The organism is Mesorhizobium sp. LNHC221B00, assembly GCF_000502935.1.
In the GTDB taxonomy this organism is placed as follows: Bacteria; Pseudomonadota; Alphaproteobacteria; order Rhizobiales; family Rhizobiaceae; genus Mesorhizobium; species Mesorhizobium opportunistum.
In genome coordinates, this window is record NZ_AYWR01000010.1 from 35,793 (window position 1) to 59,586 (window position 23,794).

Below are 23,794 nucleotides of genomic sequence, written 5' to 3' on the forward strand. Positions count from 1 at the left end.
TGATAAAAAAATAAAACGTGCTAGCCTTCCCCAAAACGAAAAACATGGGGAACTGACGATGCCAGAAGGCCAGTTCAAAGAGGGTATTGCCGGCGGCCGGCTTCAGGCCGACCAGTATGCGGACAATTTTTCCGACCTGCATCCACCGCTCGATCACCACGAGGCGCTGGTCGAATCCGATCGCTGCTATTTCTGCTACGACGCGCCGTGCATGAACGCGTGTCCGACCTCGATCGACATCCCGCTGTTCATCCGCCAGATATCGACCGGCAATCCGATCGGCTCGGCCAAGACCATCTTCGACCAGAACATTTTGGGCGGCATGTGCGCCCGCGTCTGCCCGACCGAGACGCTGTGCGAAGAGGTCTGCGTGCGCGAGGTGGCGGAGGGCAAGCCGGTGCAGATCGGCCGCCTGCAGCGCTATGCCACCGATGTTGCGATGGCCGAGAACAAGCAGTTCTATCCGCGGCCCACGCCGACGGGCAAGACGATTGCCGTGGTCGGCGCCGGGCCTGCCGGCCTCGCCGCCGCGCACCGGCTCGCCCGTCACGGCCATGACGTAACCATCCTGGAGGCACGGCCGAAGGCCGGCGGCCTCAACGAATACGGCATCGCCGCCTACAAGAGTGTCGACAATTTCGCCCAGGCCGAAGTCGACTATGTCACTTCGATCGGCGGCATCGACATCCAGAACGGCAAGGCGCTCGGCCGCGACTATCAGCTCTCCGACCTGATCCGCAATTACGACGCGGTGTTCCTCGGCATGGGGTTGGGCGGCGTCAATGCACTGCGCGCCGAGGGCGAGGAAGCCGACGGCGTCACCAATGCGGTGGAATTCATCTCCGAACTGCGCCAGGCCAGCGATCTCTCGAGCCTGCCGGTCGGCCGGCGGGTGGTCGTCATCGGCGGCGGCATGACGGCGATCGATGCCGCCGTGCAGTCGAAGCTGCTCGGCGCCGAGGAGGTGACGATCTGCTACCGGCGCGGCCAGGAGCATATGAACGCCTCCGAGTTCGAGCAGGATCTGGCTGCCGCCAACGGCGTCACCATCCGCCATTGGCTGCAGCCGAAGCGGGTGGTTGCCAATGGCGGCAAGGTCAGTGCCATCGAACTCGAATACACCGCCATGAACGGCGACAGGCTTGCCGGCACCGGCGAGACGCTGACGCTCGTTGCCGACCAGGTATTCAAGGCGATCGGCCAGAGCTTTGTCCCGACCGCTCTCAACGGCAGCGGCGCATCGATCGAACTCGAAGCTGGCCGCATCAAGGTCGATGCGGAAGGGCGGACCTCGCTGGCCAAGGTCTGGGCAGGCGGCGACTGCATTTTTGGCGGCGACGACCTGACCGTCTCGGCCGTGGCGCAAGGCCGCGATGCGGCGGAAAGCATCAACAGGAACCTGACGCAGGGATAGGGATCATGGCCACAGTGGAACCGGGCATCGCCCGTCACTACGAGATATCTGGCCTGGAGCAGCGCATCCTTGCCGCGCTCGCCGATATGGGCGTGGACGTTGCCCATCTGAGCGTCAGCGATCTCGAAGCGATCGATGAATTTCACATCGGTGGCGTGGCAGCCACCAGGGAACTCGTCGATCAGATGGGTTTGAAGCCGGCTGGCAGGCTTCTTGACATCGGATCGGGTATAGGCGGTCCGGCCCGCTTTGTCGCCAACAGTGCCGACGCCGATGTCACCGGCATCGACCTGACGCAGAGCTATGTCGACGTCGCGACCAGCCTGTCGAAGCGCACGGGAATGGCGGACAGGACGCGCTTCGTCCAGGGCAGCGCACTGGACATGCCGTTCGGTAATGCCAGCTTCGATGCGGCAATGATCCTGCATGTCGGCATGAACCTTCCCGACAAGGCGAAGCTGATGAGCGAGGCCGCCCGTGTTCTGCGGCCGGGCGGCGTCTTTGCCGTCTACGATGTGATGCGGCTCAAGCCCGGCACACTGACGTTTCCGCTGCCATGGGCATCGGACGAAACCATGTCCTTTGTCGCCACGCCCGACGACTATCGATCGGCCGCCACCACCGCGGGCTTCTCGGTGACGTCGGAACGGCCACGCGGCGCCTTTGCCGTCGAATTCTTTGCCACGATGCGCGCACGGATGGCTGCCGCTCAGGCCGACGGCACAAAGCCGCCGCCTGGTGTTGGCCTGATCATGGGCGGGGATGCCCGCACCAAGATCGCCAATATCACCGCCGCGCTTGAAGGTGGCATTCTTGCACCCGTGGAAATGCTCCTTCGTCTCGGTTGAAAGGGACCTGTCATGGCTGACATCCGCAACAATTTCGTCGGCATCAAATCGCCCAATCCGTTCTGGCTGGCCTCGGCGCCGCCGACCGACAAGGCCTACAATGTCATCCGCGCCTTCAAGGCCGGCTGGGGCGGCGTGGTGTGGAAGACGCTGGGCGAGGAAGGGCCGCCTGTCGTCAACGTCAACGGCCCGCGCTATGGCGCGATCTGGGGTGCCGACCGCCGCCTGCTCGGCCTCAACAACATCGAGTTGATCACCGACCGCGACCTGCAGGTCAATCTGCGCGAGATCAAGCAGGTCAAGAAGGACTGGCCCGACCGCGCCATCGTCGTCTCGCTGATGGTGCCCTGCGTCGAGGAGAGCTGGAAGGCGATCCTGCCGGTGGTCGAGGAGACGGAAGCCGACGGCATCGAGCTCAATTTCGGCTGTCCGCACGGCATGTCGGAACGCGGCATGGGCGCGGCCGTCGGCCAGGTGCCGGAATATATCGAAATGGTGGTGCGCTGGTGCAAGCAGAACACGCGCATGCCGGTCATCACCAAGCTGACGCCCAACATCACCGATGTGCGCAAGCCGGCGAGGGCCGCGCTTGCCGGCGGCACCGACGCGGTGTCGCTGATCAACACCATCAATTCGATCACCGGTGTCGATCTCGACAGTTTCGCGCCGCAACCGACCATCGACGGCAAGGGTTCGCATGGCGGCTATTGCGGTCCGGCGGTGAAGCCGATCGCCATGAACATGGTGGCCGAGATCGCACGCGATTCCGAAACCCGCGGCCTGCCGATCTCCGGCATTGGCGGCATCACCACCTGGCGCGATGCGGCCGAGTTCATGGCGCTCGGCGCCGGTAATGTGCAGGTCTGCACGGCGGCGATGACCTATGGCTTCAAGATCGTGCAGGAGATGATCGCCGGTCTCGAAAACTGGATGGACGAGAAGGGCCATGCCACGCTCGACGATATTATCGGCCGCGCCACGCCCAACGTCACCGACTGGCAGTATCTCAACCTCAACTATGTCGCCAAGGCGCGTATCGACCAGGACGCCTGCATCAAATGCGGCCGCTGCCACATCGCCTGCGAGGACACCTCGCACCAGGCGATCACCAGTCTGGTCGACGGCGTCAGGCACTTTGAAGTGATCGAGGCCGAATGCGTCGGCTGCAATCTGTGCGTCAATGTCTGCCCGGTCGACAATTGCATCACCATGGAGCCGCTGGCCGCCGGCGCTCTGGACCAGCGTACCGGCAGGCCGGTGTCGCCGATCTACGCCAACTGGACCACGCACCCGAACAATCCGATGGCCAAGGTGGCGGCGGAGTAGGGTTTCGTCGCGAGAAGAGCGCCGAGGGCGCAGCAGCTTCCCTGCTCCCCGTCACTATACGGGGAGAAGGTGCCGGCAGGCGGATGAGGGGCGGCGCGACCTTTGGGATGACCTGCCCACCAGTCGCCCCCGCAACTTCGCAAATCTCCTGCGTCACTGACGTCTGGCGCAATCGCCCTGGGTTCGCGCGGGTCGATTTTGTAAGGGCTCAAAAATTCGATTGCAAAGTCGGCGCTGCCCCTCATTGCCCTGCCGGGCATTTCTCCCCGTATAGTGACGGGGAGAAAGAGGCTGTCATCGCCGCTTTCGCCAATCACCAGCGTATTCTCGTTTCGAAAGCAGAGGACTCTCCATTTTCCTATTGCAGATAAAAAATATCCACGATAATGTATATCCATGAATAGGAGATCAATCCCATGAAGCTGGGCGAGGGCGTTGAAGCGGCCATCCACTGCGCGGCCACGCTGGCCAGCGTCGAGGGCAACAGCACCATGCCGGGCGCAGCGCTCGCAGAGTCCTTCGGGCTGTCGCCGAGCTATCTCCTGAAACATCTCAACATGCTGAGCGCGGCGCATATCCTGGAATCGGTGCCGGGCCCGGCGGGCGGTTACCGGCTGGCGCGGCCGGCCGAGCGCATCACGCTGCTCGACATCGTGCTGGCCATCGAAGGACGCGAGCCGGCGTTTCGGTGTGGCGAGATCCGCCGCAACGGCCCGGTCAAGCTCGATGCCTCGGCCTACGTCAAGCCCTGCGGCATCAACGCCGCGATGCTGAAGGCCGAGCGCGCCTATCGAGCAGCACTCGCCGAAACGAGGCTGTCCGACATCGTGGCCACTTACCAGGCGGAAGGCGATCCGAGATCGCTCGCCGCGAGTTGCGCCTTCGTCGAGCGCCACCAGCGGCCGCAGAAATCCGATCCCAATTCCCAACCACGTGAAAGGACAAGACAATGAAACAGAGGCTGCAATTTTTCGCCAAGGCGCCCGAGATCATGAAGGCGGTGTCGGCGCTCAACAAGGCGGTCGACGAATGTGGACTCGAGGTGAGCCTGCTGCACCTGATCAAGCTCAGGGCCTCGCAGATCAACGGTTGCTCCTATTGCGTCGAGATGCACAGCCGCGAGGCGCGGCGCGACGGCGAAACCGAGCAACGGCTCTATCTGGTTTCGGCCTGGAAGGAATCGCCGCTGTTTTCCGAGCGCGAACGCGCCGCCTTGGCCTGGACCGAGGCAACGACCCTGATCTCCAACAATGGCGTTTCGGACGAACTCTATGCGAGCACGCTCGAGCATTTCTCGGAAGAGGAACTGGTCAAGCTGTCGGTTGCGATCGGCATGATCAACACCTGGAACCGGCTTTGCATCCCGTTCCATGCCATTCATCCGATGCCGGCTGCCAAAGCAGCCTGACCGTCCGGTTTAGCAATGGAGCGCCGTCCGAGAGGGCGGCGCTCCAACTGTTTTCAAAGGGGAGAGTCTGATGCCGATCGATTTGCCTTCGACCTTGTTGTTCCTCGGCCGCCTGTTGCTCGGCGGCGCTTTTGTCCTCGCCGGCCTGCGCAACATCCAGAACGCGGCCTTCCTCACAGGGCTCATGGCCGCGCGCGGTGTGCCGCGGGCGCGGTTGGCGCTGTGGGCCGGCATCGTCCTGCAGATCATCGCCGGCGCGCTGGTGATGGCGGGTCTGTGGACCGCGCTTGCCTGCGCGGTGCTCTTGCTGTTCCTGGTCGCCGCCACGCCGATGTTCCACAATTTCTGGGATCACCAGGGTCCGGACCGCGCGGCGCGCATCAACGGCTTCGTCGGCAATGTCGCGCTGGGCGGCGGTTTCCTGGCGCTGATCGCGCAGTCGCTCTGAAGGCCGAAGCTAGGCCGCGAACCGCAGCCCGCCGTCGCAAGTCAGCACCTGGCCGGTCATGAAGCCGTTGGAGACGAGGAAGGCTATCGCCGAAGCGACGTCGTCGGCGCGGCCGATCCTGCCGACCGGCGTCTTGCCGGCATATTCAGCAAAGACCGCCTGCCGCTGCTCGTCCGGCAGAAAATCCCACCAGGGCGTGTCGATGACGCCGGGAGCGACGACATTGACGCGCAGCGGCTTTAGCTCGACGGCCAGGATCGGTGTCACGGTCAGCAACATGCCGTTGACGGCACCGATGCCGGCAACGCCGGGCATGGTGGTCTGAGCTGATACCGCCGATATGAAGGTCACCGATCCGAATTTGTTGAGTGTCGGCAATGCCGCCTGCAGGCAGGACAGTTGCGGCCGCACCTTCTCCTCGACGCCGCTGCCGATATCGGCGAGATCGAGGGTGTGGAACGGGCCTAGGCCCTTGCCACCGCTGGCCGCCAGAACAAGGTGGTCGAACGGACCGAGGCGCTCGAAGAACTGGCGGACCTCGTCCGGCTTTGAAGCATCGAATGCTGCCTTGTCAGCAGCACCGCCAAGGCTCTTCCAGGCGCCGTTGAGCTTATCCTGGTTGCGCCCGGTGATGGTCACCTTCATGCCCGGGCCTAGCAGTTTTCGCGCCGTCGCCAGGCCGATGCCGGACGAACCGCCGATGATGACTGTGTGTTCAGTTCCGTCGGTCATGAATGCTGTTCCTTCGATTTTGTGGAAGCCTGGCCGACAAGGTCGAGGCTCAGACTTCGCAATTGTTGTCGTGCTCCGGCGTCGTAGGCCTGGGCGTCGGCGCGCGCTTCTCGCAGGCCATCGAAATAGAGGCCGCTGCGGCCTTCGAGTGCTGGCGACGTGGCGAGATTGACGATGGCGTCGGCACCGGTCTCGACCGAGCTCCATGGCGTGACCCCGGCCTGCCGGACCATGGTGGTGTTCATGTAGCTCGCCGGATGCAGCGCGTTGACGGTGACCCCGGTGCCTTTCAGCTGCTCGGCCAGATCGACGGTGAACAGGATCTGCGCCAGCTTGCTCTGGCAGTAGGCGCGCACGCCGCTATAGCCGTGGGTCAGCATGACATCGCCGAAGTCGATCGCCTGTTGGCCGGCGGAGGCGACATTGACGATGCGCGCTGGAGCACTCGCCTTCAGTAGTGGCAGAAGCTCCGAGGTCAGCAGGAAGCCGGCGAGATAATTGACCGCGAAACGCAGTTCATGGCCGTCGCCGCTGATCTGCCGTTTGGCGCCGGCCGTACCGACGCCGGCCTTGTTGATGAGGACGTCGAGCCGGTCTGTTCGGGCACGCACGGCCTCGGCTAGGCGGCGAACCTGCGCCAGGGAGGCGAGGTCGGCGGCGAAGAACTCGGCCTTGCCGCCGGCGGCTTCGATGTCGGCGACCGTTGCCTTGCCGCGCGCAGCATCGCGGCTGTGTACCAGGATGCGGGCGCCGGCCCCGCCCAGCTTTTGCGCGACGACGCGGCCAACGCCGTCGGTCGAGCCGGAGATGAGGATAGTCTTGTCTTTCAGATCCATGTTTGGCAGGTCCATGTTTGGGGCCTCCTGTCTGCTGCTCCCGCCGCAAGATGGGACATCGGGCCGATCTCAAACAGTTCAAACTTTATCCTGGTATCGGTACTGCTATAATAGACGCATGGATGCTCCCTCACATTCCGCTGAAGACAGCCGCCGGCGCGAGCTTGGCGCCTTCCTGCGCTCGCGCCGAGAAAGGCTGACGCCGTCCGCAACGGGCATCGCCACGGGCCTCAGGCGTCGCACGCCGGGCCTGCGTCGCGAGGAGGTGGCGATGATCGCCGGCGTCGGCACGACCTGGTACACCTGGCTGGAACAGGGCAGGGACGTGCGCCCATCGGTGGAGGTGCTGACCGCGCTGAGCGAGGCGTTGCGCCTCGACGCCATCGAGAAGCGCCATCTGTTCATCCTTGCCGGCCGCCAACAGCCGGAGCGCCGCGTGGCCGCACCGGAAAAGGTCGATGGCGCCTTGCTGCACATGCTGCAGAGCCTTGTCCTGCAACCCGCCTATGTCGTCGGCCGGCGCTGGGATGTGCTTGCCTGGAACCCGGCGGCCGTCGCGGTGTTCGGCGATTATGGCCTGCTTGAGGGAGATGCCCGCAACATCGTCCATATGGTCTTCACAAATCCGCACCACCGCCGCTTGCTGGTCGACTGGGAGGAGCTTGCCCGCGTGGTGCTCGCATCGTTTCGCGCCGAAAGCGCCAAATATGTCGGCGACCCGGACTTCGACCGGCTGATCGCGCTGATGATGCGATCGAGCCCGGAGTTCCGCGACTGGTGGCCCCGGCGGGACGTGGCCCGAAGGCTGGCTGGCCTGAAGCACGTCCGGCACCCCACGGCCGGCGCGATGGCCTTCGAGCATATGAGCCTGTCGATCGACGATGGTTCCGACATGCGGCTGGTCGTTTACACGCCGCTCGCCGAGCAGAACTCGATCGCCAAGCTGCAGGCTTTGCTGGACGCGCTGCCGGCCAAGCGGCGCAGCGCCTGAGCGATCGTGGCAAGGCCGAAATCAGCCCTTCGGCTTCAGTCCTTCGAGAAACAACTGCTCCAGGAAACGCGCCGCATCCTCGAAGCGGCCGTCGCCGCCACGGTTCGGGCCGAGCACGGCGCGGACCTGGACGTCGAAATCGGCGTAATGCTGCGTGGTTGCCCAGATCGAGAAGATCAGGTGCCAGGGATCGGTCCTGGCGATCTTGCCGGCGCGCATCCAGCCCTTGATGACGGCGGCCTTCTCGTCGACCAGCGTCTTCAGCTCGCCGGCCAGCAGCGGCATGATGCGCGGCGCGCCTTGCAGGATTTCGTTGGCGAACAGCCGGCTCTCGCGCGGAAAATCGCGCGCCATCTCCAGCTTGCGCCTGATGTAGCTCCTGAGTTCCGTCATCGGATCGCCGATGTCGTCGAGTTCCCTGAGCGGCGCCAGCCATGTGTCGAGCAGGCGCTGCATCAACGTCTCGTGAATGTCTTCCTTGCGGCGGAAATAATAGAGCAGGTTGGGCTTCGACATGCCCGCGGCTTCGGCGATCTGGTCGATGGTCGAGCCACGGAAACCGTTGGTGGAGAATACCTCGAGGGCTGCCTCGAGGATCAGTTCGCGCTTTTCCTGCTGTATGCGGGTGCGGCGAGGGGCTTCCGTGCCGGTGTTCACCGTTGCAACACCTCGTGTTCAGGATCATCTGGACCAATTCTCTGGACCAGTTTTTCCCCAGGCTGTGGAACGCACTTCAGGAGCCGCATTTCCGCTAGTAATCCCTTGACCGCCGACAGGGCGGTGCTAACGTTTGTCCAATCGGTCAAAAATTTGCGTAGCACGAAAGCGCGGCAAAGACCAAGCGTTGGACGCACCGAAACAGATTACAAGGGGAAGTCTTGGTCATGTCCAACCGGCTGAAAGTCACGCCGAACGATCTCAGCGCATTCTGGATGCCGTTCACGGCAAACCGGCAGTTCAAGCAGGCGCCACGCATGTTCGTGTCCGCCAAGGACATGCACTACACGACCAGCGATGGCCGCAAGGTGCTGGACGGCACCGCGGGCCTGTGGTGCGTCAATGCCGGCCACTGCCGGCCGAAGATCACAGAGGCGATCCAGCATCAGGCCGCCGAGCTCGATTACGCGCCGGCCTTCCAGATGGGCCACCCCATCGTGTTCGAACTGGCCAACCGGCTCGTCGACATCGCGCCCAAGGGCATGGACCATGTGTTCTTCACCAATTCCGGTTCGGAATCGGTCGAGACCGCGCTGAAGATGGCGATCGCCTATCACCGGGTGAAGGGCGAGGGCTCGCGCACCCGCCTGATCGGCCGCGAGCGCGGCTATCACGGCGTCAATTTCGGCGGCATCTCGGTCGGCGGCATCGTCACCAACCGCAAGATGTTCGGCACGCTGCTCGGCGGCGTCGACCACATGCCGCACACCCATTTGCCGGAGAAGAACGCCTTCTCGAAGGGCGTGCCGGAATATGGCGCGGAGCTCGCCAACGAACTGGAGCGCATCGTTACGCTGCATGACGCTTCGACCATCGCCGCCGTCATCGTCGAGCCGGTCGCCGGTTCCACCGGCGTCATCCTGCCGCCCAAGGGCTACCTCGAGAAGCTTCGCGAAATCTGCACCAAGCACGGCATCCTGTTGATCTTCGACGAGGTCATCACCGGTTTCGGCCGTCTCGGCGCGCCGTTCGCCGCCGATTATTTCGGCGTCACGCCCGACATCATGACCACTGCCAAGGGCGTCTCCAACGGCGTCATCCCGATGGGCGCGGTGTTCGTGAAGAAGGAAATCCACGACGCCTTCATGACCGGCCCGGAGCACATGATCGAGTTCTTCCACGGCTACACCTATTCGGGCAATCCGGTCGCCTGCGCCGCCGCACTCGGCACGCTCGACACCTACAAGGAAGAGGGGCTGCTGACCCGTGGCGAGGAACTGGCACCCTATTGGGAAGACGCGCTGCATTCGCTGAAGGGCGAGCCGCACGTCATCGACATCAGGAATATCGGCCTGATCGGCGCGATCGAACTGGCGCCCATCGCCGGCAGCCCGACCAAGCGGGCCTTCTCGGCCTTCGTCAAGGCGTTCGAACGCGGCGCGCTGATCCGCACCACCGGCGACATCATCGCGCTGTCGCCGCCGCTGATCATCACCAAGGGCCAGATCAACGAATTGATCGACCATGTGCGCGAAGTGCTGAGGTCGATAGATTGAAGATTTGGGCGCGGATATCCCTCCCCCTCGAGGGGAGGGTGGCCGCGAAGCGGTCGGGTGGGGTCCGTGCGACCGGGCGCCGACCTGATCTTTTGCCGCGAGGCTGCCTCTGATGCCCCGTACCCGCGTGAGCTTCGAAATGCGCCAGAAAGCGCGTGCGCTTCGAGTTCACGCGACCAAGGGCGAATCGCTGTTGTGGTACGAGCTGCGCGAGCTGAAAGCGGCTGGCATCAAGTTTCGCCGCCAGTGCCCGATCGGCCCCTATATCGTCGACTTTGCTTGCCTCGGGGTAAAGCTGATCGTGGAGGTCGACGGTGATATGCACGAGCATGAGAAGGGCAAACGCCACGATGCCGCTCGTGATGCGTATCTGCGTTCGCTCGGCTTTGATGTCTTTCGTGTTGACGAGCCCGATGTCATAAATAGCGCGTGGCATGTCGCGCAGGTGGTCAAGGGGAAGGTCGAGTCTATGTCAGGCGACCCCACCCGACCGCTTCGCGGCCACCCTCCCCTCGAGGGGGAGGGGGACGTTGGCGCCCCGCAATCGATAGGGTTTTAGAGCATGGCCGCACCCGGCGAGAATCTGCGAATCAATTCAGATCGTTTGTGGGATTCGATCATGGAGATGGCGAAGATCGGTCCCGGCATTGCCGGTGGCAACAATCGCCAGACCGTGACCGACGAGGACGGCGAGGGCCGGCACCTGTTCAAGCGCTGGTGCGATGCGGCCGGGCTCGAAATGGGCGTCGACGAGATGGGCACGATGTTTGCCCGCCGCGAAGGCACGGACCCCAGCCTGCCACCGGTCTATGTCGGCAGCCATCTCGACACGCAGCCGACCGGTGGCAAGTATGATGGCGTGCTCGGCGTGCTCGGCGGGCTGGAAGTGGTGCGCTCGCTCAACGATCTCGGCATCAAGACCAAACATCCGATCGTCGTCACCAACTGGACCAACGAGGAAGGCGCGCGCTTCGCGCCGGCGATGATGGCATCCGGCGTGTTCGCCGGCGTGCTCGACCAGGCCGATGTCTACGAGCACACCGACAAGAACGGCAAGAAGTTCGGCGAGGAGCTGGAGCGCATCGGCTGGAAGGGTTCGGAGAAGGTCGGCGACCGCAAGATTCACGCCTTTTTCGAATTGCATATCGAGCAAGGCCCGATTCTCGAGGACGAAGATATCGACATCGGCGTCGTCACCCACGGCCAGGGCCTGAAATGGCTGCAGGTGACGTTGACCGGCAAGGAGGCGCATACCGGCTCGACGCCGATGCCCAAGCGCCGCAATGCCGGGCTCGGCATGGCCCGGGTGATCGAACTGGTGCACGAGATCGCCATGGACTACCAGCCCGACGCCGTCGGCGCGGTCGGCCATATGGAGGTCTACCCCAATTCGCGCAACATCATCGCCGGCCGCACCGTCTTCACCATCGATATCCGCTCGCCGGAGAAGGAAGTGCTCGACGCCATGGATGGCCGTATCCGCGAAGGCATCGAGACGATCTGCGATGCACTCGACATCCAGTACAAGATCGAACAGGTCGGCCATTTCGATCCGGTGACCTTCGATGCCGGCTGCGTCAAGGCGATCCGCGATGCCGCCGAACGGCTTGGCTACACGCACCGCAACATCGTTTCCGGCGCTGGCCACGACGCCTGCTGGATCAACCGCGTCGCTCCGACCGCCATGGTGATGTGCCCCTGCGTGGATGGGTTGAGCCACAACGAGGCCGAGGAGATCACCAAGGAATGGGCGAGCGCTGGCGCCGACGTGCTGTTCCATGCGGTGGTGGAGACGGCTGTCATCGTGGAGTGAATTCAAAGATTTACCTTCCAAACGCCGCTCGCAAAGAAGCGCGAAGAGAACCAGGGAACAAGAAAATGACCAAAGTCATCAAGAACGGCACCGTCGTCACCGCCGACCGCACATGGAAGGCCGACGTGCTGTTCAGCCACGGCAAGATCGTCGCCATCGGCTCGGATCTGCATGGCGACCACGAGTATGACGCCACCGGCTGTTACATCATGCCGGGCGGCATCGATCCACACACCCATCTCGAAATGCCGTTCATGGGTACCTATTCGGCCGACGATTTCGAATCCGGCACGCGGGCCGCCCTTGCCGGCGGGACGACGATGGTGGTCGATTTCTGCCTGCCGGCGCCGCAGCAATCGCTGCTCGAAGCCCTGCAGATGTGGGACAACAAGACCTCCAAGGCTGCCTGCGACTACTCCTTCCACATGGCGGTCACCTGGTGGAGCAAGCAGGTGTTCGACGAGATGGCAACCGTCGTCGACAAGGGCATCACCTCGTTCAAGCACTTCATGGCCTACAAGGGCGCGCTGATGGTGGATGACGACGAGATGTATGCGTCGTTCCAGCGCTGCGCCGACCTTGGCGCGCTGCCGCTGGTGCACGCCGAGAATGGCGACGTGGTCGCGGCCCTTTCGCAGAAGCTGCTGGCAGCCGGCAATAACGGTCCGGAGGGCCACGCCTATTCGCGTCCACCGGAAGTGGAAGGCGAGGCGACCAACCGTGCCATCATGATCGCTGATATGGCGGGCGTGCCGCTCTATGTCGTGCATGTCTCCTGCGAGCAGAGCCATGAGGCGATCCGCCGGGCGCGCCAGAAGGGCATGCGGGTGTTCGGTGAGCCGCTGATCCAGCATTTGACGCTGGACGAGAGCGAGTATTTCAACAAGGACTGGGACCATGCGGCGCGCCGCGTGATGAGCCCGCCCTTCCGCAACAAACTGCACCAGGATTCGCTGTGGGCCGGCCTGCAGGCAGGCTCCCTGCAGGTGGTCGCGACCGACCATTGCGCTTTCACCACCAAGCAGAAACGCAACGGCGTCGGCGATTTCACCAAGATTCCGAACGGCACTGGCGGCCTCGAGGATCGCATGCCGGTGCTGTGGACCAAGGGCGTCAACACCGGGCGGCTGACAATGAACGAGTTCGTCGCGGTGACCTCGACCAACATCGCAAAGATACTCAACATGTACCCGAAGAAGGGCGCCATCGTCGAAGGCGCGGATGCCGACATCATCGTCTGGGATCCGAAGCGGAAGAAGACGATTTCCTCGAAGAAGCAGCAGTCCGTCATCGACTACAACGTGTTCGAGGGCGTCGAAGTGACCGGCCTGCCGCGCTTCGTGTTCTCGCGCGGCGAACTGTCGATCGAGGAGGCCGAGGTCAAGGCCAAGCCCGGCCATGGCCAGTTCGTCGGCCGTGAGCCCAACGCGGCGGTCAACCGGGCGCTGTCGACGTGGAAGGACATCACCGCGCCGCGCAAGGTGGAACGGTCAGGCATCCCGGCGACGGGGGTCTGAGCTTGGCGCGTTCGGCCGCGCTGCTCTCGGTGGTCTTGGCGGCTGTTGCCGGTGGTCCGGCAAGCGCGGCCGGCCTGCTGCGTGGTTCCTGGGGCAACGATGTCGGCTGCGCCGGCGTGAAGGCCGGCTACCAGGACAGTGATGCCTATATCCTGCTGACCGCGGAAGGCATCGAGACCTATGGCAGTGGTTGCCGGTTCGACCAGCAATTGACGTCGGCGCGCGGTACGCAATCGCTGCATTCGACCTGTTCCGCCGAGGGCGAGGCGGGAACGACGGTCGAAACAATCCTGGTCACCAACAAGGGAGAGGCTGGCTTCTTCGTCACCATTCCCGGCCTGGAAGAACTGGGGCCGCTGCAATCATGTTCTTGACGTTGAGCAATGGGGGAATGAGCATGCGTGGTTATGGTCTGTCTGTTGCGATGGTTGCCGTTCTGGCTGCTGGCCAGGCTTTCGCGGCAGGCATCGACCTGTCGAAACCCTATGGCGACAAATATGGCTGCATCAACCGCAACGGCCAGGAAGTCGCCGCCGATCAGATGCTGCTTTTGACCGCCAAGGAATTGATCACCGCCGCCAGCGCCTGCACGTTCACGAAGACGCAAACGCTGGCTGACGGATCGCTCGTGGCGACCGCGACATGTGAGGCGGAAGGCGAAGAAGGGCAGGAGCCGACCAAATTCACCATCAAGCGCAGCGCCAAGAACGCCAAGAAGCTGACGGTCGCCGATGAGGACGGCAATGTGATGGGGGAAGTCGCGCGGTGCAAATGACCGCGCTCCCGTCAGCGTCAGGCGACCAGCGCATCCAGTTCCGGCAGCAGGACGACGCTTTCCTGTTCATTGGGATCGGTGCGGGCGATGACGGCCGAAGACGGGGCGTTGCTCAGATTGGCCGGAAGATGCGGCACGCCGGCCGGAATGTAGAAGAGATCGCCGGCCTTGACGACGATGTGATGTTCGAGCCTGTCGCCGTACCAGGTATGGACCTCGCCGGAGAGCACGTAGATCGCCGTTTCATGGTTCTCGTGCAGATGCGCCTTGGCGCGAGCGCCGGGCGGCATGGTGAGCACATGCATGCAGATGCCGGAGGAGCCTACCGACTCCGTTGCAATACCGGCGAAATAGGTCAAACCCTGCTTGCCTTCATAAGTGCTTTCAGGGCGGATAAGATGACAAGTGGGTTTGGGCGACATCGGGGAAACTCCGGGCGTCGATTGAGCGAAACAGGGCCAATGGGACAGGGCGAGTGGAAAACAACATCGCGATAAAAGCAATCGGAATCCGGCCGGCGCCCCTGTGGCGGGAACAGGCAGGCCGCGGCCGATGACAGGGATTTCGCCAGCCGTCGTCGCGGCAAGCAAACTTGGCCTCACTTTCCAGACCAATGACGGACCGGTCCAGGCGCTGTCCAACGTCGACCTGACCATCGGCAAGGGCGAGTTCGTCTCCTTCATCGGGCCGTCGGGTTGTGGCAAGACCACCTTGCTGCGCGTCATCGCGGACCTGGAGAAGCCGACCTCGGGAACGATCTCGGTCAACGGCATGACAGCAGAACAGGCGCGCGAGAAACGCGCCTATGGCTATGTCTTTCAAGCCGCCGCCCTGTTTCCCTGGCGCACCATCGAGCGCAACGTCGCGCTGCCGCTCGAGATCATGGGGCTGTCCAGGGCCGAGCAGGGCGAACGGATCAAGCGCACGCTCGACCTCGTCAACCTCGCGGGTTTCGAGAAGAAATATCCCTGGCAGCTGTCCGGCGGCATGCAGCAGCGCGCCTCGATCGCCCGCGCGCTGGCCTTCGACGCCGACCTGCTTTTGATGGACGAGCCGTTCGGCGCCCTGGACGAGATCGTGCGCGACCATCTCAACGAGCAATTGCTGGAGCTGTGGGGGCGCACCAACAAGACCATCTGCTTCGTTACCCACTCCATTCCCGAAGCCGTCTACCTGTCGACACGGATCGTCGTCATGTCGCCGCGCCCGGGCCGTGTCAGCGACATCATCGAATCGACACTGCCGAAGGAGCGGCCGCTCGACATCCGCGAGACGCCGGAATTCCTGGCAATTGCCGCGCGCGTCCGCGATGGCTTGAGGGCAGGGCACAGCTATGATGATTGAGCGGGCGGGAGATGAGTTCCCTCCTCTCCCCCATGGGGAGAGGGTGGCCGGAGCGAAGCGGAGGTCGGGTGAATCCAACCACGCCTTCGTCATCCTAGGGCGGAGCCGACGCGAAGCGGCGTGCGCAGACCCTAGGATCCATGCCGTGACGCCGGCCGAAGGGTGCAAGCGGCTGAGAATACCCGCCTCGCAGAGCGAGGCGCAGGGAGCCATATTCCGCGCCGCTGCGGGTCGGACAGGTAACGGCATGGATCCTAGGGTCTGCGCCGCGTCGCTTCGCTCCTTGCTTCGCCCTAGGATGACGAAGAATGGGTGGCANCGGCATGGATCCTAGGGTCTGCGCCGCGTCGCTTCGCTCCTTGCTTCGCCCTAGGATGACGAAGAATGGGTGGCATCGCTCTCTCCCGTTGGCGAGAAGAAGGGAATGTCCCTGATGGACACCTTCCGCGACAAGCTCATCCCGGTCACCTCCATCCTCTTGGGCGTGGTCGTGCTCTGGTACGTCTTCGCCGTTATCCTCAACGCGCCGTTCCAGCGCGATCTCGATAGCCGTGCCAACGAAACCCCCGGCACCGTAGAATTCATCGGCAGGACGCTGGCGCAGCCGAAGCCGACGCTGCCGGCGCCGCATCAGGTGGCGGTGAATTTCTTCGAAAACACCTTCCTGCGGCCCATCAATTCGAACCGCAGCCTCGTCTATAATGCCTGGGTGACGCTCTCCTCGACGCTGCTCGGCTTCACCTTCGGCACCGCGCTCGGCATCATCATCGCCGTCGGCATCGTGCATGTGGCGACGCTCGACCGCAGCCTGATGCCGTGGATCATCGCCTCGCAAACGATTCCGATCCTGGCGGTGGCGCCGATGATCATCGTCGTTTTGGCGGCGGTCGGCATCACCGGGCTGATCCCGAAGGCGATGATCTCGACCTATCTGTCCTTCTTTCCGGTGACGGTGGGCATGGTGAAGGGACTGCGCTCGCCCGAGATCATGCATCTCGACCTCATGCACACCTACAATGCCAGTGCCTCGCAGACCTTCTGGAAACTGCGCGTGCCGGCCTCGGTGCCGTTCCTGTTCACCTCGATGAAGGTGGCGGTGGCGGCAAGCCTGGTCGGCGCCATCGTCGGCGAACTGCCGACCGGTGCGGTCGCGGGCATCGGCGCCAAGCTGCTCGCCGGCGCCTATTACAGCCAGTCGATCGACATCTGGTCGGCGCTGGTTGCCGGTTCGATCGTGGCGGCACTTCTGGTCATGGTGGTCGGCATTGCCGGGCGCCTCGTCGACCGCGCCATGGGCGGGAGGCCGGCATGAACTGGCTGAAGCCATCCTGGCAAGCGGTGCTGGCGATCGTGCTGTGCGTGATCGCAGTGGCGCTCGGCGCGATGTCAAAGCCGGAAGCGGCAGCGCTCGCGGACCCGACCGCAAGCATCAACTATCCCTACCTCGGAACGAAGAGCTTGATGCTCGGCTTGGCCATAGTGGCGGCGCTGATCTCGATGATCAGGATTCCGTCGCTTGCGGAAGCCGTCGTCCTGTTTGCCGGCGCCCATCTCGTCGCCTGGTTGCTGATCTCAGGCATTGCAGGTTTTGAAGGCTCGGCACTGGCACCGTACTTTCTGCTGCTCACGGCGGCCTGGCTGCTTGGCTGGCGTTGCGTGGCGGTGCTGTCGGGGCTTCGCCCGATGGCAAATTGGGCCCGCACCGCGCCCCGCCTGATCATTCCGGCCATCTTCGGTGCCTGGATCCTGATCATTTGGGAAGCGGTAACGCGTGGCGCCGGCATTCCCTTCATCCTGTTGCCGCCGCCGAGCGCCATCGGCGCGCGCATCGCCGGCTCGCTGCCGACACTCGGCGCCGATGTCCGGCAGACCATCTTCAAGGCGGTAATCTTCGGCTACGTCGTCGGCAGCGGCGCCGGCTTCATCACCGCGATCCTGGCCGACCGGGTGCCGTTCCTGCGGCGCGGGCTGCTGCCGATCGGCAACATGGTGTCGGCACTGCCGATCATCGGCGTCGCGCCTATCATGGTGATGTGGTTCGGCTTCGACTGGCAGTCCAAGGCGGCTGTCGTCATCATCATGACCTTCTTCCCGATGCTGGTGAACACGGTGGCCGGCCTCGCCGCTTCCGGCCATATGGAGCGCGACCTGATGCGCACCTATGCGTCGGGCTATTGGCCGACGCTCATCAAGTTAAGGCTGCCGGCCGCAGCACCTTTCATCTTCAACGCACTGAAGATCAACTCGACGCTGGCGCTGATCGGCGCCATCGTCGCCGAGTTCTTCGGCACGCCTGTCGTCGGCATGGGCTTCCGCATCTCGACCGAGGTCGGGCGGATGAACATCGACATGGTCTGGGCCGAAATCGCAGTTGCAGCACTTGCGGGTTCGGTCTTTTATGGCGTGGTCGCTCTTGTCGAAAGAGCCGTCACGTTTTGGCATCCCTCTGTCCGTGGTGGATAGGGGCGGTGGGTTTAGGGCACTAACTTCAGAGGGTAAAAAAATGAAAAGACTGATTATTCCTGTTCTGGCCGGCGCGATGTCGCTCGCCGCGTTCCAGGCAATGGCCGCCGACAAGGTGACGTTGCAGCTGAAATGGGTCACGCAGGCCCAGTTTGCCGGCTACTATGTCGCCAAGGCCAAGGGTTTCTATGAGGCCGAGGGTCTCGACGTCGACATCAAGCCCGGCGGTCCCGACATCGCTCCCGAGCAGGTGATCGCCGGCGGCGGCGCCGACGTCATCGTCGACTGGATGGGCGGCGCGTTGGCCGCCCGCGAAAAGGGCGTGCCGCTGGTCAACATCGCCCAGCCGTTCAAGAAGGCCGGCATGGAGCTGGTCTGCCCGAAGGACGGTCCGATCAAGACCGAAGCCGACTTCAAGGGCCACACGCTCGGCGTCTGGTTCTTCGGCAACGAATACCCGTTCTACGCCTGGATGAACAAGCTCGGCCTCAAGACCGATGGCGGCCCCGACGGCGTCACCGTTCTCAAGCAGAGCTTCGACGTCCAGCCGCTGATCCAGAAGCAGGCGGACTGCATCTCGGTCATGACCTACAACGAGTACTGGCAGCTGATCGATGCCGGCTACAAGCCGGAACAGCTGACCGTCTTCAATTACTCGGCGATGGGCAACGACCTGCTCGAGGACGGGCTCTATGCCTCGGAAGACAAGCTCAAGGATCCTGCCTTCGAGGACAAGATGGTGCGTTTCGTGCGCGCCTCGATGAAGGGTTGGAAATACGCCATCGACAACAATGACGAAGCCGCAGGCATCGTCATGGACGGTGGCGGCCAGGACGAGAACCACCAGAAGCGCATGATGAGCGAAGTCGCCAAGCTGATCGACAACGCCGACGGCAAGCTCGATCCGGCGACCTACGAGCGCACCGCCAAGGCGTTGCTCGATCAGAAGATCATCACCAAGGAGCCGACCGGCGCCTACACGACCGCGATCACCGACAAGGCGGTCAAGTAAGCGGCACGATCCGCTTCATGCGAATGCGAAAAGGGGCGGGCGACCGCCCCTTTTTGCGTGGCCAGTCACAAATGCGTGTGCAGGGAAACATTGCGGCGCCTGGCCGTTAGGTTGAGCGTGCGTGCGCCTAGGTCGGTGCGAGGCATGCCAAAGCCAATCGGAGGTTCTTCATGCGCACACAATCTTTTCTGCCAGTGCTTTCGGCGCTGGCCGTTTCGACCGCTTTCCTGTTCGTGTCCCCGGCTCTTGCCGAAACGGTGAAATACAAGGCGACGCTCGACGGCAGCCAGCAGAGCCCGCCCGTCACCACCAAGGGCAAAGGCACCGCCACCCTCACCTTCGACACCACCAAGAAAAAGCTTAGCTGGAACGTCAAATATTCCGGCCTCAGCGGACCGGCTTCGGCCGCGCACATTCATGGCCCGGCCGCGATGGGTGCGAATGCGGACCCCGTCATCCCCTTCAAGAAGCTCAAGAGCCCGATCAAGGGGTCGGCGACGCTCACCGATGCGCAGGCAGCCGACCTGGAGGCCGGCAAATATTACGTCAATGTCCACACCAAGGCTAACCCGGACGGCGAGATCCGCGGCCAGATCGAAAAGGCGATGTAGTGTAGTCGGCGAGAGGCAGCAGGCTGCCTTTCGCCTTAGCCCTTGTCGCGGATCTGCGTCATTGTCCGGGTCGGCGTGATCGCCTCCGGATCGAGCCGGATTTCGACGATCGCCGGCTTGCCGCTGGCGCGGGCACGCTCGAAGGCGGCTGCGAAATCCGCCGTCCTCTCCACCGTCTCGCCATGGCCGCCATAGGCGCGGGCCAAGGCGGCGAAGTCGGGGTTCTTGAGATCGGTGGCGACCACCCGGCCGGGATATTCGCGCTCCTGGTGCATGCGGATGGTGCCGTAGATGCCGTTGTTGACGACGACGACGACGATCGGCAGGTCGTACTGGACCGCGGTGGCGAATTCCTGCCCGTTCATCAGGAAGCAGCCGTCACCGGCGAAGGCGACGACGGTGCGGTCCGGGAACAGATCCTTGGCGGCGACCGCAGCCGGCGTGCCATAGCCCATCGAGCCCGATGTCGGCGCACCCTGAGTGGCGAAGCGGCGGAAGCGGTGGAAGCGATGCACCCAGGTGGCGTAATTGCCGGCGCCATTGGTGAGGATGGCGTCGTCGGGCAGCATCTTCTCCAGATAATTCATGATCGGCCCCATCTGGACCGGGCCGGGGCCGCTCTCCGGCGGTGTCGACCAGTCGAGATAGGCGGCGTGCAATTTGGCGGTCTCATCGGCCCAGCTCGGCGCGGAGGCCGGTTTGCGCCCGGCGAAGGCTTCGACGAAGGCGGAAGGCGAAGCGTTGATCGCCAGTGTCGGCCGGTAGACGCGGCCGAGCTCGCCGGCGTCGGCATGGACATGGACCAGCGTCTGGTCGGGGTAGGGGCTTTTCAGCAGCGTGTAGTCGGAGGATGGCATCTCGCCCATGCGACCGCCGATCAGCAGCACGAGGTCGGCTTGCTTGATGGCGGTGGCCAGTTTCGGGTTGATGCCGATGCCGACATCGCCGGCATAGTTCGGATGCAGGTGATCGAACAGCATCTGGCGGCGGAAGGAGCAGCCAACCGGCAGCGACCACGCCTCGGCGATCGCGCGTATCCGTGCCACGGCCTCCGCGTCCCAGCGCGTTCCGCCGAGAATGACGAAGGGACGCTTGGCTTTGCCCAGCAGTGTTTCCAGCGCACCGAGTTCGGCTTCCCCCGGTCGGGTTTCAACGGGCGTGTGCGGCAAGGCTATGGGCGCTTCGACGACGCTGGTCAGCATGTCCTCGGGCAGCGAGATGACCACGGGACCCGGACGGCCCGATGTCGCCACCGCGAAGGCGCGGGTGACGAATTCGGGAATGCGCGCGGCATCGTCGATCTCGACCACCCATTTGGCGATGTCACCGAAGAACCTCTTGTAATCCACCTCCTGGAAAGCCTCGCGCTCCTTGGCGTGGCTGGCGACCTGGCCGATGAACAGGATGACGGGTATCGAATCCTGCATGGCGATGTGGATGCCGGCCGACGCGTTGGTGGCGCCCGGACCGCGGGTGACGAAGCAGATGCCTGGCTTGCCGGTCAGCCGGCCATGGCAGTCGGCCATCATCGCCGCACCGCCTTCCTGGCGGCAGACAATGGTGCGGATCTTGGAATCGTGCAGCGCGTCGAGCACCGCGAGATAGGATTCGCCGGGCACGCAATAGATGCGGTCGGTGCCGTTGGCTTCGAGCGCGTCGACGATGAGTTGTCCGCCGGTCTTCATTTCCCAGACCTCTCCAGTTCGGCAAGGATTTCTTGCGTGTGCTCGCCGAGGCGCGGCGAGGGACGCTCATAGACGAGCGGTGTGCCCGACATCACCATCGGCGCGCGCACCGAAGGCAGGCGGTTGCCGTGACCGTCGTCGAGGTCGAGCCGCATGCCGCGCGCAATGGTCTGCGGGTCGGCGAACATCTGGCCGATCGTGTTGATCGGGCTCGCCGGCACGCTCGCCGCTTCCAGCTTGGCCAGCAGCGGGTCACGATCCCAGCTTTTCAGCGCCTCGATCATGTGCTCGCGCAACTTGACCCGGTTGGCGACCCGCGCCGGATTGGTGGCGAAATCGGGATTCGCCGGCAGTTCGTCCAACCCGATGGCGGCACAGAATTTGGCGAACTGGCCGTCATTGCCGACCGCCAGGATGATGTGGCCATCCCGGACCGGCACCACCTCGTAAGGAGCGATGTTCATATGCGCATTGCCCATCTGCACCGGCGACTTGCCGGAGACGAGATAGTTGAGGTTCTGGTTGCCGAGCGCCGAGATCTGGGTGTCGAACAGCGCCATGTCGATGTGCTGGCCTTCGCCGGTCTGCTCAGCGTGGCGCAGGGCTGCCTGGATGGCGATGACGGAATAAAGGCCGGTGAAGATGTCGGAGATGGCGACGCCGGCCTTCTGCGGTTCGCGGCCGGCCTCGCCGGTGATCGACATCATGCCGGCCATGGCCTGGATGATGAAGTCGTAGCCGGCGCGTGGCGCATACGGCCCATCCTGGCCAAAGCCGGTGATCGAGCAATAGACGAGGCGCGGGTTTGTCTTGCGCAGGCTGTCGTAGTCGAGCCCGTATTTCCTGAGCCCGCCGAGCTTGAAGTTCTCGATCAGCACGTCCGAGGTGGCGACCAGTCGGCGCACGGTCTCGGCACCTTCCGGTGTCGAGAAGTCGATGGCGATCGAGCGCTTGCCGCGATTGCAGGAATGGTAATAGGCGGCCGACAGGTTCTCGCCGTCATGGCTCATGACGAAGGGCGGTCCCCATTTGCGGGTGTCGTCGCCGCCATCTGGGCTTTCGACCTTGATGACATCGGCGCCGAGATCGGCGAGCAACTGCCCGGCCCAGGGCCCGGCAAGGATGCGGGCGAGTTCGACGACGCGGACGCCTTTCAGGGGTGGTTCGGCCATAAATCACCAGAATTGGTCGGAACCGCAGCCTCTATCAACACCTTGTGCCGCTGTCACGGCCCTTGCGATGGGCCAAACCCTTTCAAGCCTTCAGCACGCCGTCGGCCCAGGCGGCGAAATCGTCCATGATGGCATCGCGGTTCACCTCGTTCAGGCTTTCGTGGCGGGTGTCTGCGTAAACCTTTGAAACGAGATTCGAAAAGCCCATCCTGCGCATGCGATTGGCGAGATGGGTGATGCCCTTGCCATAGTCCGAAGCCGGGTCCTTCTCGCCGCCGACAATGGCGACGGGAAGGTCGCGCCGCATACCGGCAAAGCCGGTATCCTTGCCGCCATTCAGCGCCATCGAGACCACATCGCGCCACATCGAGACAGAGGCGTCCCAGCCACACAGTGGATCGGCGATGTATTTGGCCACCTCGGCCTCGTCACGCGACAGCCAGTCGAACAGCGTTCGGTGGTTGGGCACTGCCTTGCCCCAGGCCTGGAAGGTGAGTTTCGGCAGCAGGCGCGACGGGACGTCGGAGCCCAGCCGCATCCGTTCCCAGGCAAGGATGCCGAGTGCCAGCTGCCCAAGCAGCCCTTGCGAGAAATTGCCGTTCCAGATTGCGGCTGCATGGACGCGCGGCGAATGGGCCAAAAGGTAGTTCAGTGCCACGGACGCGCCCATCGAGTGGCCGAAGAGGAAGACGGGAAGGCTAGGGCATTCGACGGCGATGAGATCGTGGATCGCGTCGACATCGGCGATCACCCTGGAAGGTCCGTCCTTGTCGGCGAACCTGCCGAGCGGCGCGTCGGGCGCCCTGGTCGCGCCGTGGCCACGATGGTCGTGGACATAGACATGGAAACCACGCTCGGCGAGAAAGTCAGCGAAACGGGCATAGCGCGCGGCATGCTCGGCCAACCCGTGATTGATGTGGATGACCGCACGTGGCCGGCCATAGGCCTGCCTGACCAGGAGATTGAGGTCGGCGCCGGTCGGCGAACGAACCAAGCGCTGCTGGCTGAATGGCATGGCCGCCCGGTCCCCCACCCGTGTCCTGTCTGTTACAGGACTTTGTTTGCGCCGGTGCCGGTTTTGCGTCAATCCGCCTTGCCTGCTTTCACACGACGATGTTTCTTGCGTTTGGCCAGCAAAATATCGCAATTCTGACATGGAGACAGCTTCAGTCTGTCGCCCACTTCT

At 63.6% G+C, this 23,794-nt stretch carries 25 protein-coding genes; 18 read left to right on the forward strand and 7 right to left on the reverse strand.

The window, feature by feature from the left end; genetic code table 11:
* Positions 1-58 precede the first annotated feature (58 nt).
* From X741_RS152520 to X741_RS152495, 6 genes are all read left to right on the forward strand, one after another.
* Positions 59-1,414: an NAD(P)-dependent oxidoreductase gene (locus tag X741_RS152520; RefSeq protein ID WP_023777987.1), complete on the forward strand. Its 1,356-nt coding sequence runs from the start codon at positions 59-61 to the stop codon at positions 1,412-1,414.
* A 5-nt stretch (positions 1,415-1,419) separates the two neighbouring features.
* Positions 1,420-2,262, forward strand: a complete 843-nt coding sequence (locus tag X741_RS152515) for a methyltransferase domain-containing protein (protein ID WP_023777988.1) — start codon at positions 1,420-1,422, stop codon at positions 2,260-2,262.
* Positions 2,263-2,274: 12 nt separating this feature from the next.
* On the forward strand, positions 2,275-3,588 hold the full coding sequence (gene preA / locus X741_RS152510) for an NAD-dependent dihydropyrimidine dehydrogenase subunit PreA (RefSeq protein WP_023777989.1): 1,314 nt from the start codon (positions 2,275-2,277) through the stop codon (positions 3,586-3,588).
* Between the two features lie 416 nt (positions 3,589-4,004).
* Positions 4,005-4,541, forward strand: a complete 537-nt coding sequence (locus tag X741_RS152505) for an Rrf2 family transcriptional regulator (protein WP_023765188.1) — start codon at positions 4,005-4,007, stop codon at positions 4,539-4,541.
* Positions 4,538-4,996, forward strand: coding sequence for a carboxymuconolactone decarboxylase family protein (locus tag X741_RS152500; RefSeq protein WP_023777990.1), 459 nt, complete (start codon positions 4,538-4,540; stop codon positions 4,994-4,996). The genes X741_RS152505 and X741_RS152500 overlap by 4 nt, the downstream gene beginning before the upstream one ends.
* 70 nt (positions 4,997-5,066) lie before the next feature.
* Positions 5,067-5,444: a DoxX family protein gene (locus X741_RS152495; protein ID WP_023777991.1), complete on the forward strand. Its 378-nt coding sequence runs from the start codon at positions 5,067-5,069 to the stop codon at positions 5,442-5,444.
* 9 nt (positions 5,445-5,453) lie between these two features.
* Here X741_RS152495 and X741_RS152490 read toward each other — a convergent pair whose 3' ends face one another.
* Complete coding sequence (locus tag X741_RS152490) at positions 5,454-6,176, reverse strand: SDR family oxidoreductase (protein WP_023777992.1); 723 nt, start codon at positions 6,174-6,176, stop codon at positions 5,454-5,456.
* Positions 6,173-7,012 (reverse strand): SDR family NAD(P)-dependent oxidoreductase, encoded by an 840-nt coding sequence (locus X741_RS152485; RefSeq protein WP_023777993.1) that lies wholly within the window; start codon positions 7,010-7,012, stop codon positions 6,173-6,175. The genes X741_RS152490 and X741_RS152485 overlap by 4 nt, the downstream gene beginning before the upstream one ends.
* Before the next feature lie 118 nt (positions 7,013-7,130).
* Between X741_RS152485 and X741_RS152480 the strand changes: the two genes are divergently transcribed.
* The gene (locus tag X741_RS152480) at positions 7,131-8,003 is read left to right on the forward strand and encodes a helix-turn-helix transcriptional regulator (RefSeq protein ID WP_023777994.1); all 873 of its coding nucleotides are present in this window, start codon (positions 7,131-7,133) and stop codon (positions 8,001-8,003) included.
* A gap of 21 nt (positions 8,004-8,024) precedes the next feature.
* Here the strand turns inward: X741_RS152480 and X741_RS152475 are convergent, their stop codons facing one another.
* Positions 8,025-8,660: a TetR family transcriptional regulator C-terminal domain-containing protein gene (locus X741_RS152475; protein WP_013894611.1), complete on the reverse strand. Its 636-nt coding sequence runs from the start codon at positions 8,658-8,660 to the stop codon at positions 8,025-8,027.
* A 227-nt stretch (positions 8,661-8,887) separates the two neighbouring features.
* On the opposite strand from X741_RS152475, the gene X741_RS152470 reads away from it, so the two are divergent.
* From X741_RS152470 to X741_RS152445, 6 genes are all read left to right on the forward strand, one after another.
* Positions 8,888-10,216, forward strand: a complete 1,329-nt coding sequence (locus tag X741_RS152470; RefSeq protein WP_013894612.1) for an aspartate aminotransferase family protein — start codon at positions 8,888-8,890, stop codon at positions 10,214-10,216.
* 112 nt (positions 10,217-10,328) lie between these two features.
* Complete coding sequence (locus X741_RS152465; protein ID WP_023777995.1) at positions 10,329-10,775, forward strand: endonuclease domain-containing protein; 447 nt, start codon at positions 10,329-10,331, stop codon at positions 10,773-10,775.
* Positions 10,776-10,778: 3 nt separating this feature from the next.
* Entirely contained in the window at positions 10,779-12,029 is a 1,251-nt protein-coding gene (locus tag X741_RS152460) for a Zn-dependent hydrolase (protein WP_023777996.1), read from the forward strand.
* 65 nt (positions 12,030-12,094) lie between these two features.
* On the forward strand, positions 12,095-13,546 hold the full coding sequence (gene hydA, locus X741_RS152455; protein ID WP_023777997.1) for a dihydropyrimidinase: 1,452 nt from the start codon (positions 12,095-12,097) through the stop codon (positions 13,544-13,546).
* Positions 13,547-13,548: 2 nt separating this feature from the next.
* Positions 13,549-13,920 (forward strand): hypothetical protein, encoded by a 372-nt coding sequence (locus X741_RS152450; protein WP_023777998.1) that lies wholly within the window; start codon positions 13,549-13,551, stop codon positions 13,918-13,920.
* 23 nt (positions 13,921-13,943) lie between these two features.
* Positions 13,944-14,321 (forward strand): hypothetical protein, encoded by a 378-nt coding sequence (locus X741_RS152445; RefSeq protein ID WP_023777999.1) that lies wholly within the window; start codon positions 13,944-13,946, stop codon positions 14,319-14,321.
* A gap of 17 nt (positions 14,322-14,338) precedes the next feature.
* On the opposite strand, the gene X741_RS152440 is transcribed toward X741_RS152445, so the two are convergent.
* Positions 14,339-14,743, reverse strand: a complete 405-nt coding sequence (locus tag X741_RS152440; protein WP_015317160.1) for a cupin domain-containing protein — start codon at positions 14,741-14,743, stop codon at positions 14,339-14,341.
* 130 nt (positions 14,744-14,873) lie between these two features.
* Here X741_RS152440 and X741_RS152435 point away from each other — a divergent pair, with 130 nt between their 5' ends.
* The 5 genes from X741_RS152435 (at position 14,874) to X741_RS152415 (ending at position 19,751) form a co-directional block, all read left to right on the forward strand.
* Positions 14,874-15,665, forward strand: coding sequence for an ABC transporter ATP-binding protein (locus X741_RS152435; RefSeq protein WP_023765175.1), 792 nt, complete (start codon positions 14,874-14,876; stop codon positions 15,663-15,665).
* Between the two features lie 433 nt (positions 15,666-16,098).
* Positions 16,099-16,977, forward strand: a complete 879-nt coding sequence (locus tag X741_RS152430; protein ID WP_023778000.1) for an ABC transporter permease — start codon at positions 16,099-16,101, stop codon at positions 16,975-16,977.
* Entirely contained in the window at positions 16,974-18,128 is a 1,155-nt protein-coding gene (locus X741_RS152425) for an ABC transporter permease (protein ID WP_023778001.1), read from the forward strand. The genes X741_RS152430 and X741_RS152425 overlap by 4 nt, the downstream gene beginning before the upstream one ends.
* Positions 18,129-18,168: 40 nt before the next feature.
* Positions 18,169-19,140: an ABC transporter substrate-binding protein gene (locus tag X741_RS152420; RefSeq protein WP_013894623.1), complete on the forward strand. Its 972-nt coding sequence runs from the start codon at positions 18,169-18,171 to the stop codon at positions 19,138-19,140.
* Between the two features lie 170 nt (positions 19,141-19,310).
* Positions 19,311-19,751, forward strand: coding sequence for a CHRD domain-containing protein (locus tag X741_RS152415; protein ID WP_023778002.1), 441 nt, complete (start codon positions 19,311-19,313; stop codon positions 19,749-19,751).
* 35 nt (positions 19,752-19,786) lie between these two features.
* Here the strand turns inward: X741_RS152415 and X741_RS152410 are convergent, their stop codons facing one another.
* The 3 genes from X741_RS152410 to X741_RS152400 form a co-directional block, all read right to left on the reverse strand.
* Positions 19,787-21,436 carry a thiamine pyrophosphate-binding protein gene (locus X741_RS152410; RefSeq protein WP_023778003.1) on the reverse strand — a complete coding sequence of 550 codons (1,650 nt, stop codon included), beginning with the start codon at positions 21,434-21,436 and terminating at the stop codon, positions 19,787-19,789.
* Positions 21,433-22,608 carry a CaiB/BaiF CoA-transferase family protein gene (locus X741_RS152405; RefSeq protein WP_023778004.1) on the reverse strand — a complete coding sequence of 392 codons (1,176 nt, stop codon included), beginning with the start codon at positions 22,606-22,608 and terminating at the stop codon, positions 21,433-21,435. Before X741_RS152405 ends, X741_RS152410 begins: the two co-directional genes overlap by 4 nt.
* Positions 22,609-22,690: 82 nt before the next feature.
* A complete protein-coding gene (locus X741_RS152400; RefSeq protein WP_023778005.1) occupies positions 22,691-23,623 on the reverse strand; it encodes an alpha/beta hydrolase in 933 nt (310 codons plus the stop codon).
* Positions 23,624-23,794: the final 171 nt, after the last annotated feature.

What these genes read in the sequence shown, in the direction of transcription:
- X741_RS152520 (WP_023777987.1), top strand. Translation starts at nt 59, where the DNA reads ATGCCAGAAGGCCAGTTCAAAGAGGGTATTGCCGGCGGCCGGCTTCAG.
- X741_RS152515 (WP_023777988.1), top strand. Translation starts at nt 1,420, where the DNA reads ATGGCCACAGTGGAACCGGGCATCGCCCGTCACTACGAGATATCTGGC.
- preA (WP_023777989.1), top strand. Translation starts at nt 2,275, where the DNA reads ATGGCTGACATCCGCAACAATTTCGTCGGCATCAAATCGCCCAATCCG.
- X741_RS152505 (WP_023765188.1), top strand. Translation starts at nt 4,005, where the DNA reads ATGAAGCTGGGCGAGGGCGTTGAAGCGGCCATCCACTGCGCGGCCACG.
- X741_RS152500 (WP_023777990.1), top strand. Translation starts at nt 4,538, where the DNA reads ATGAAACAGAGGCTGCAATTTTTCGCCAAGGCGCCCGAGATCATGAAG.
- X741_RS152495 (WP_023777991.1), top strand. Translation starts at nt 5,067, where the DNA reads ATGCCGATCGATTTGCCTTCGACCTTGTTGTTCCTCGGCCGCCTGTTG.
- X741_RS152490 (WP_023777992.1), bottom strand. Translation starts at nt 6,176, where the DNA reads ATGACCGACGGAACTGAACACACAGTCATCATCGGCGGTTCGTCCGGC.
- X741_RS152485 (WP_023777993.1), bottom strand. Translation starts at nt 7,012, where the DNA reads ATGGATCTGAAAGACAAGACTATCCTCATCTCCGGCTCGACCGACGGC.
- X741_RS152480 (WP_023777994.1), top strand. Translation starts at nt 7,131, where the DNA reads ATGGATGCTCCCTCACATTCCGCTGAAGACAGCCGCCGGCGCGAGCTT.
- X741_RS152470 (WP_013894612.1), top strand. Translation starts at nt 8,888, where the DNA reads ATGTCCAACCGGCTGAAAGTCACGCCGAACGATCTCAGCGCATTCTGG.
- X741_RS152465 (WP_023777995.1), top strand. Translation starts at nt 10,329, where the DNA reads ATGCCCCGTACCCGCGTGAGCTTCGAAATGCGCCAGAAAGCGCGTGCG.
- X741_RS152460 (WP_023777996.1), top strand. Translation starts at nt 10,779, where the DNA reads ATGGCCGCACCCGGCGAGAATCTGCGAATCAATTCAGATCGTTTGTGG.
- hydA (WP_023777997.1), top strand. Translation starts at nt 12,095, where the DNA reads ATGACCAAAGTCATCAAGAACGGCACCGTCGTCACCGCCGACCGCACA.
- X741_RS152445 (WP_023777999.1), top strand. Translation starts at nt 13,944, where the DNA reads ATGCGTGGTTATGGTCTGTCTGTTGCGATGGTTGCCGTTCTGGCTGCT.
- X741_RS152440 (WP_015317160.1), bottom strand. Translation starts at nt 14,743, where the DNA reads ATGTCGCCCAAACCCACTTGTCATCTTATCCGCCCTGAAAGCACTTAT.
- X741_RS152435 (WP_023765175.1), top strand. Translation starts at nt 14,874, where the DNA reads ATGACAGGGATTTCGCCAGCCGTCGTCGCGGCAAGCAAACTTGGCCTC.
- X741_RS152430 (WP_023778000.1), top strand. Translation starts at nt 16,099, where the DNA reads ATGGACACCTTCCGCGACAAGCTCATCCCGGTCACCTCCATCCTCTTG.
- X741_RS152425 (WP_023778001.1), top strand. Translation starts at nt 16,974, where the DNA reads ATGAACTGGCTGAAGCCATCCTGGCAAGCGGTGCTGGCGATCGTGCTG.
- X741_RS152420 (WP_013894623.1), top strand. Translation starts at nt 18,169, where the DNA reads ATGAAAAGACTGATTATTCCTGTTCTGGCCGGCGCGATGTCGCTCGCC.
- X741_RS152415 (WP_023778002.1), top strand. Translation starts at nt 19,311, where the DNA reads ATGCGCACACAATCTTTTCTGCCAGTGCTTTCGGCGCTGGCCGTTTCG.
- X741_RS152410 (WP_023778003.1), bottom strand. Translation starts at nt 21,436, where the DNA reads ATGAAGACCGGCGGACAACTCATCGTCGACGCGCTCGAAGCCAACGGC.
- X741_RS152405 (WP_023778004.1), bottom strand. Translation starts at nt 22,608, where the DNA reads ATGGCCGAACCACCCCTGAAAGGCGTCCGCGTCGTCGAACTCGCCCGC.
- X741_RS152400 (WP_023778005.1), bottom strand. Translation starts at nt 23,623, where the DNA reads ATGCCATTCAGCCAGCAGCGCTTGGTTCGTTCGCCGACCGGCGCCGAC.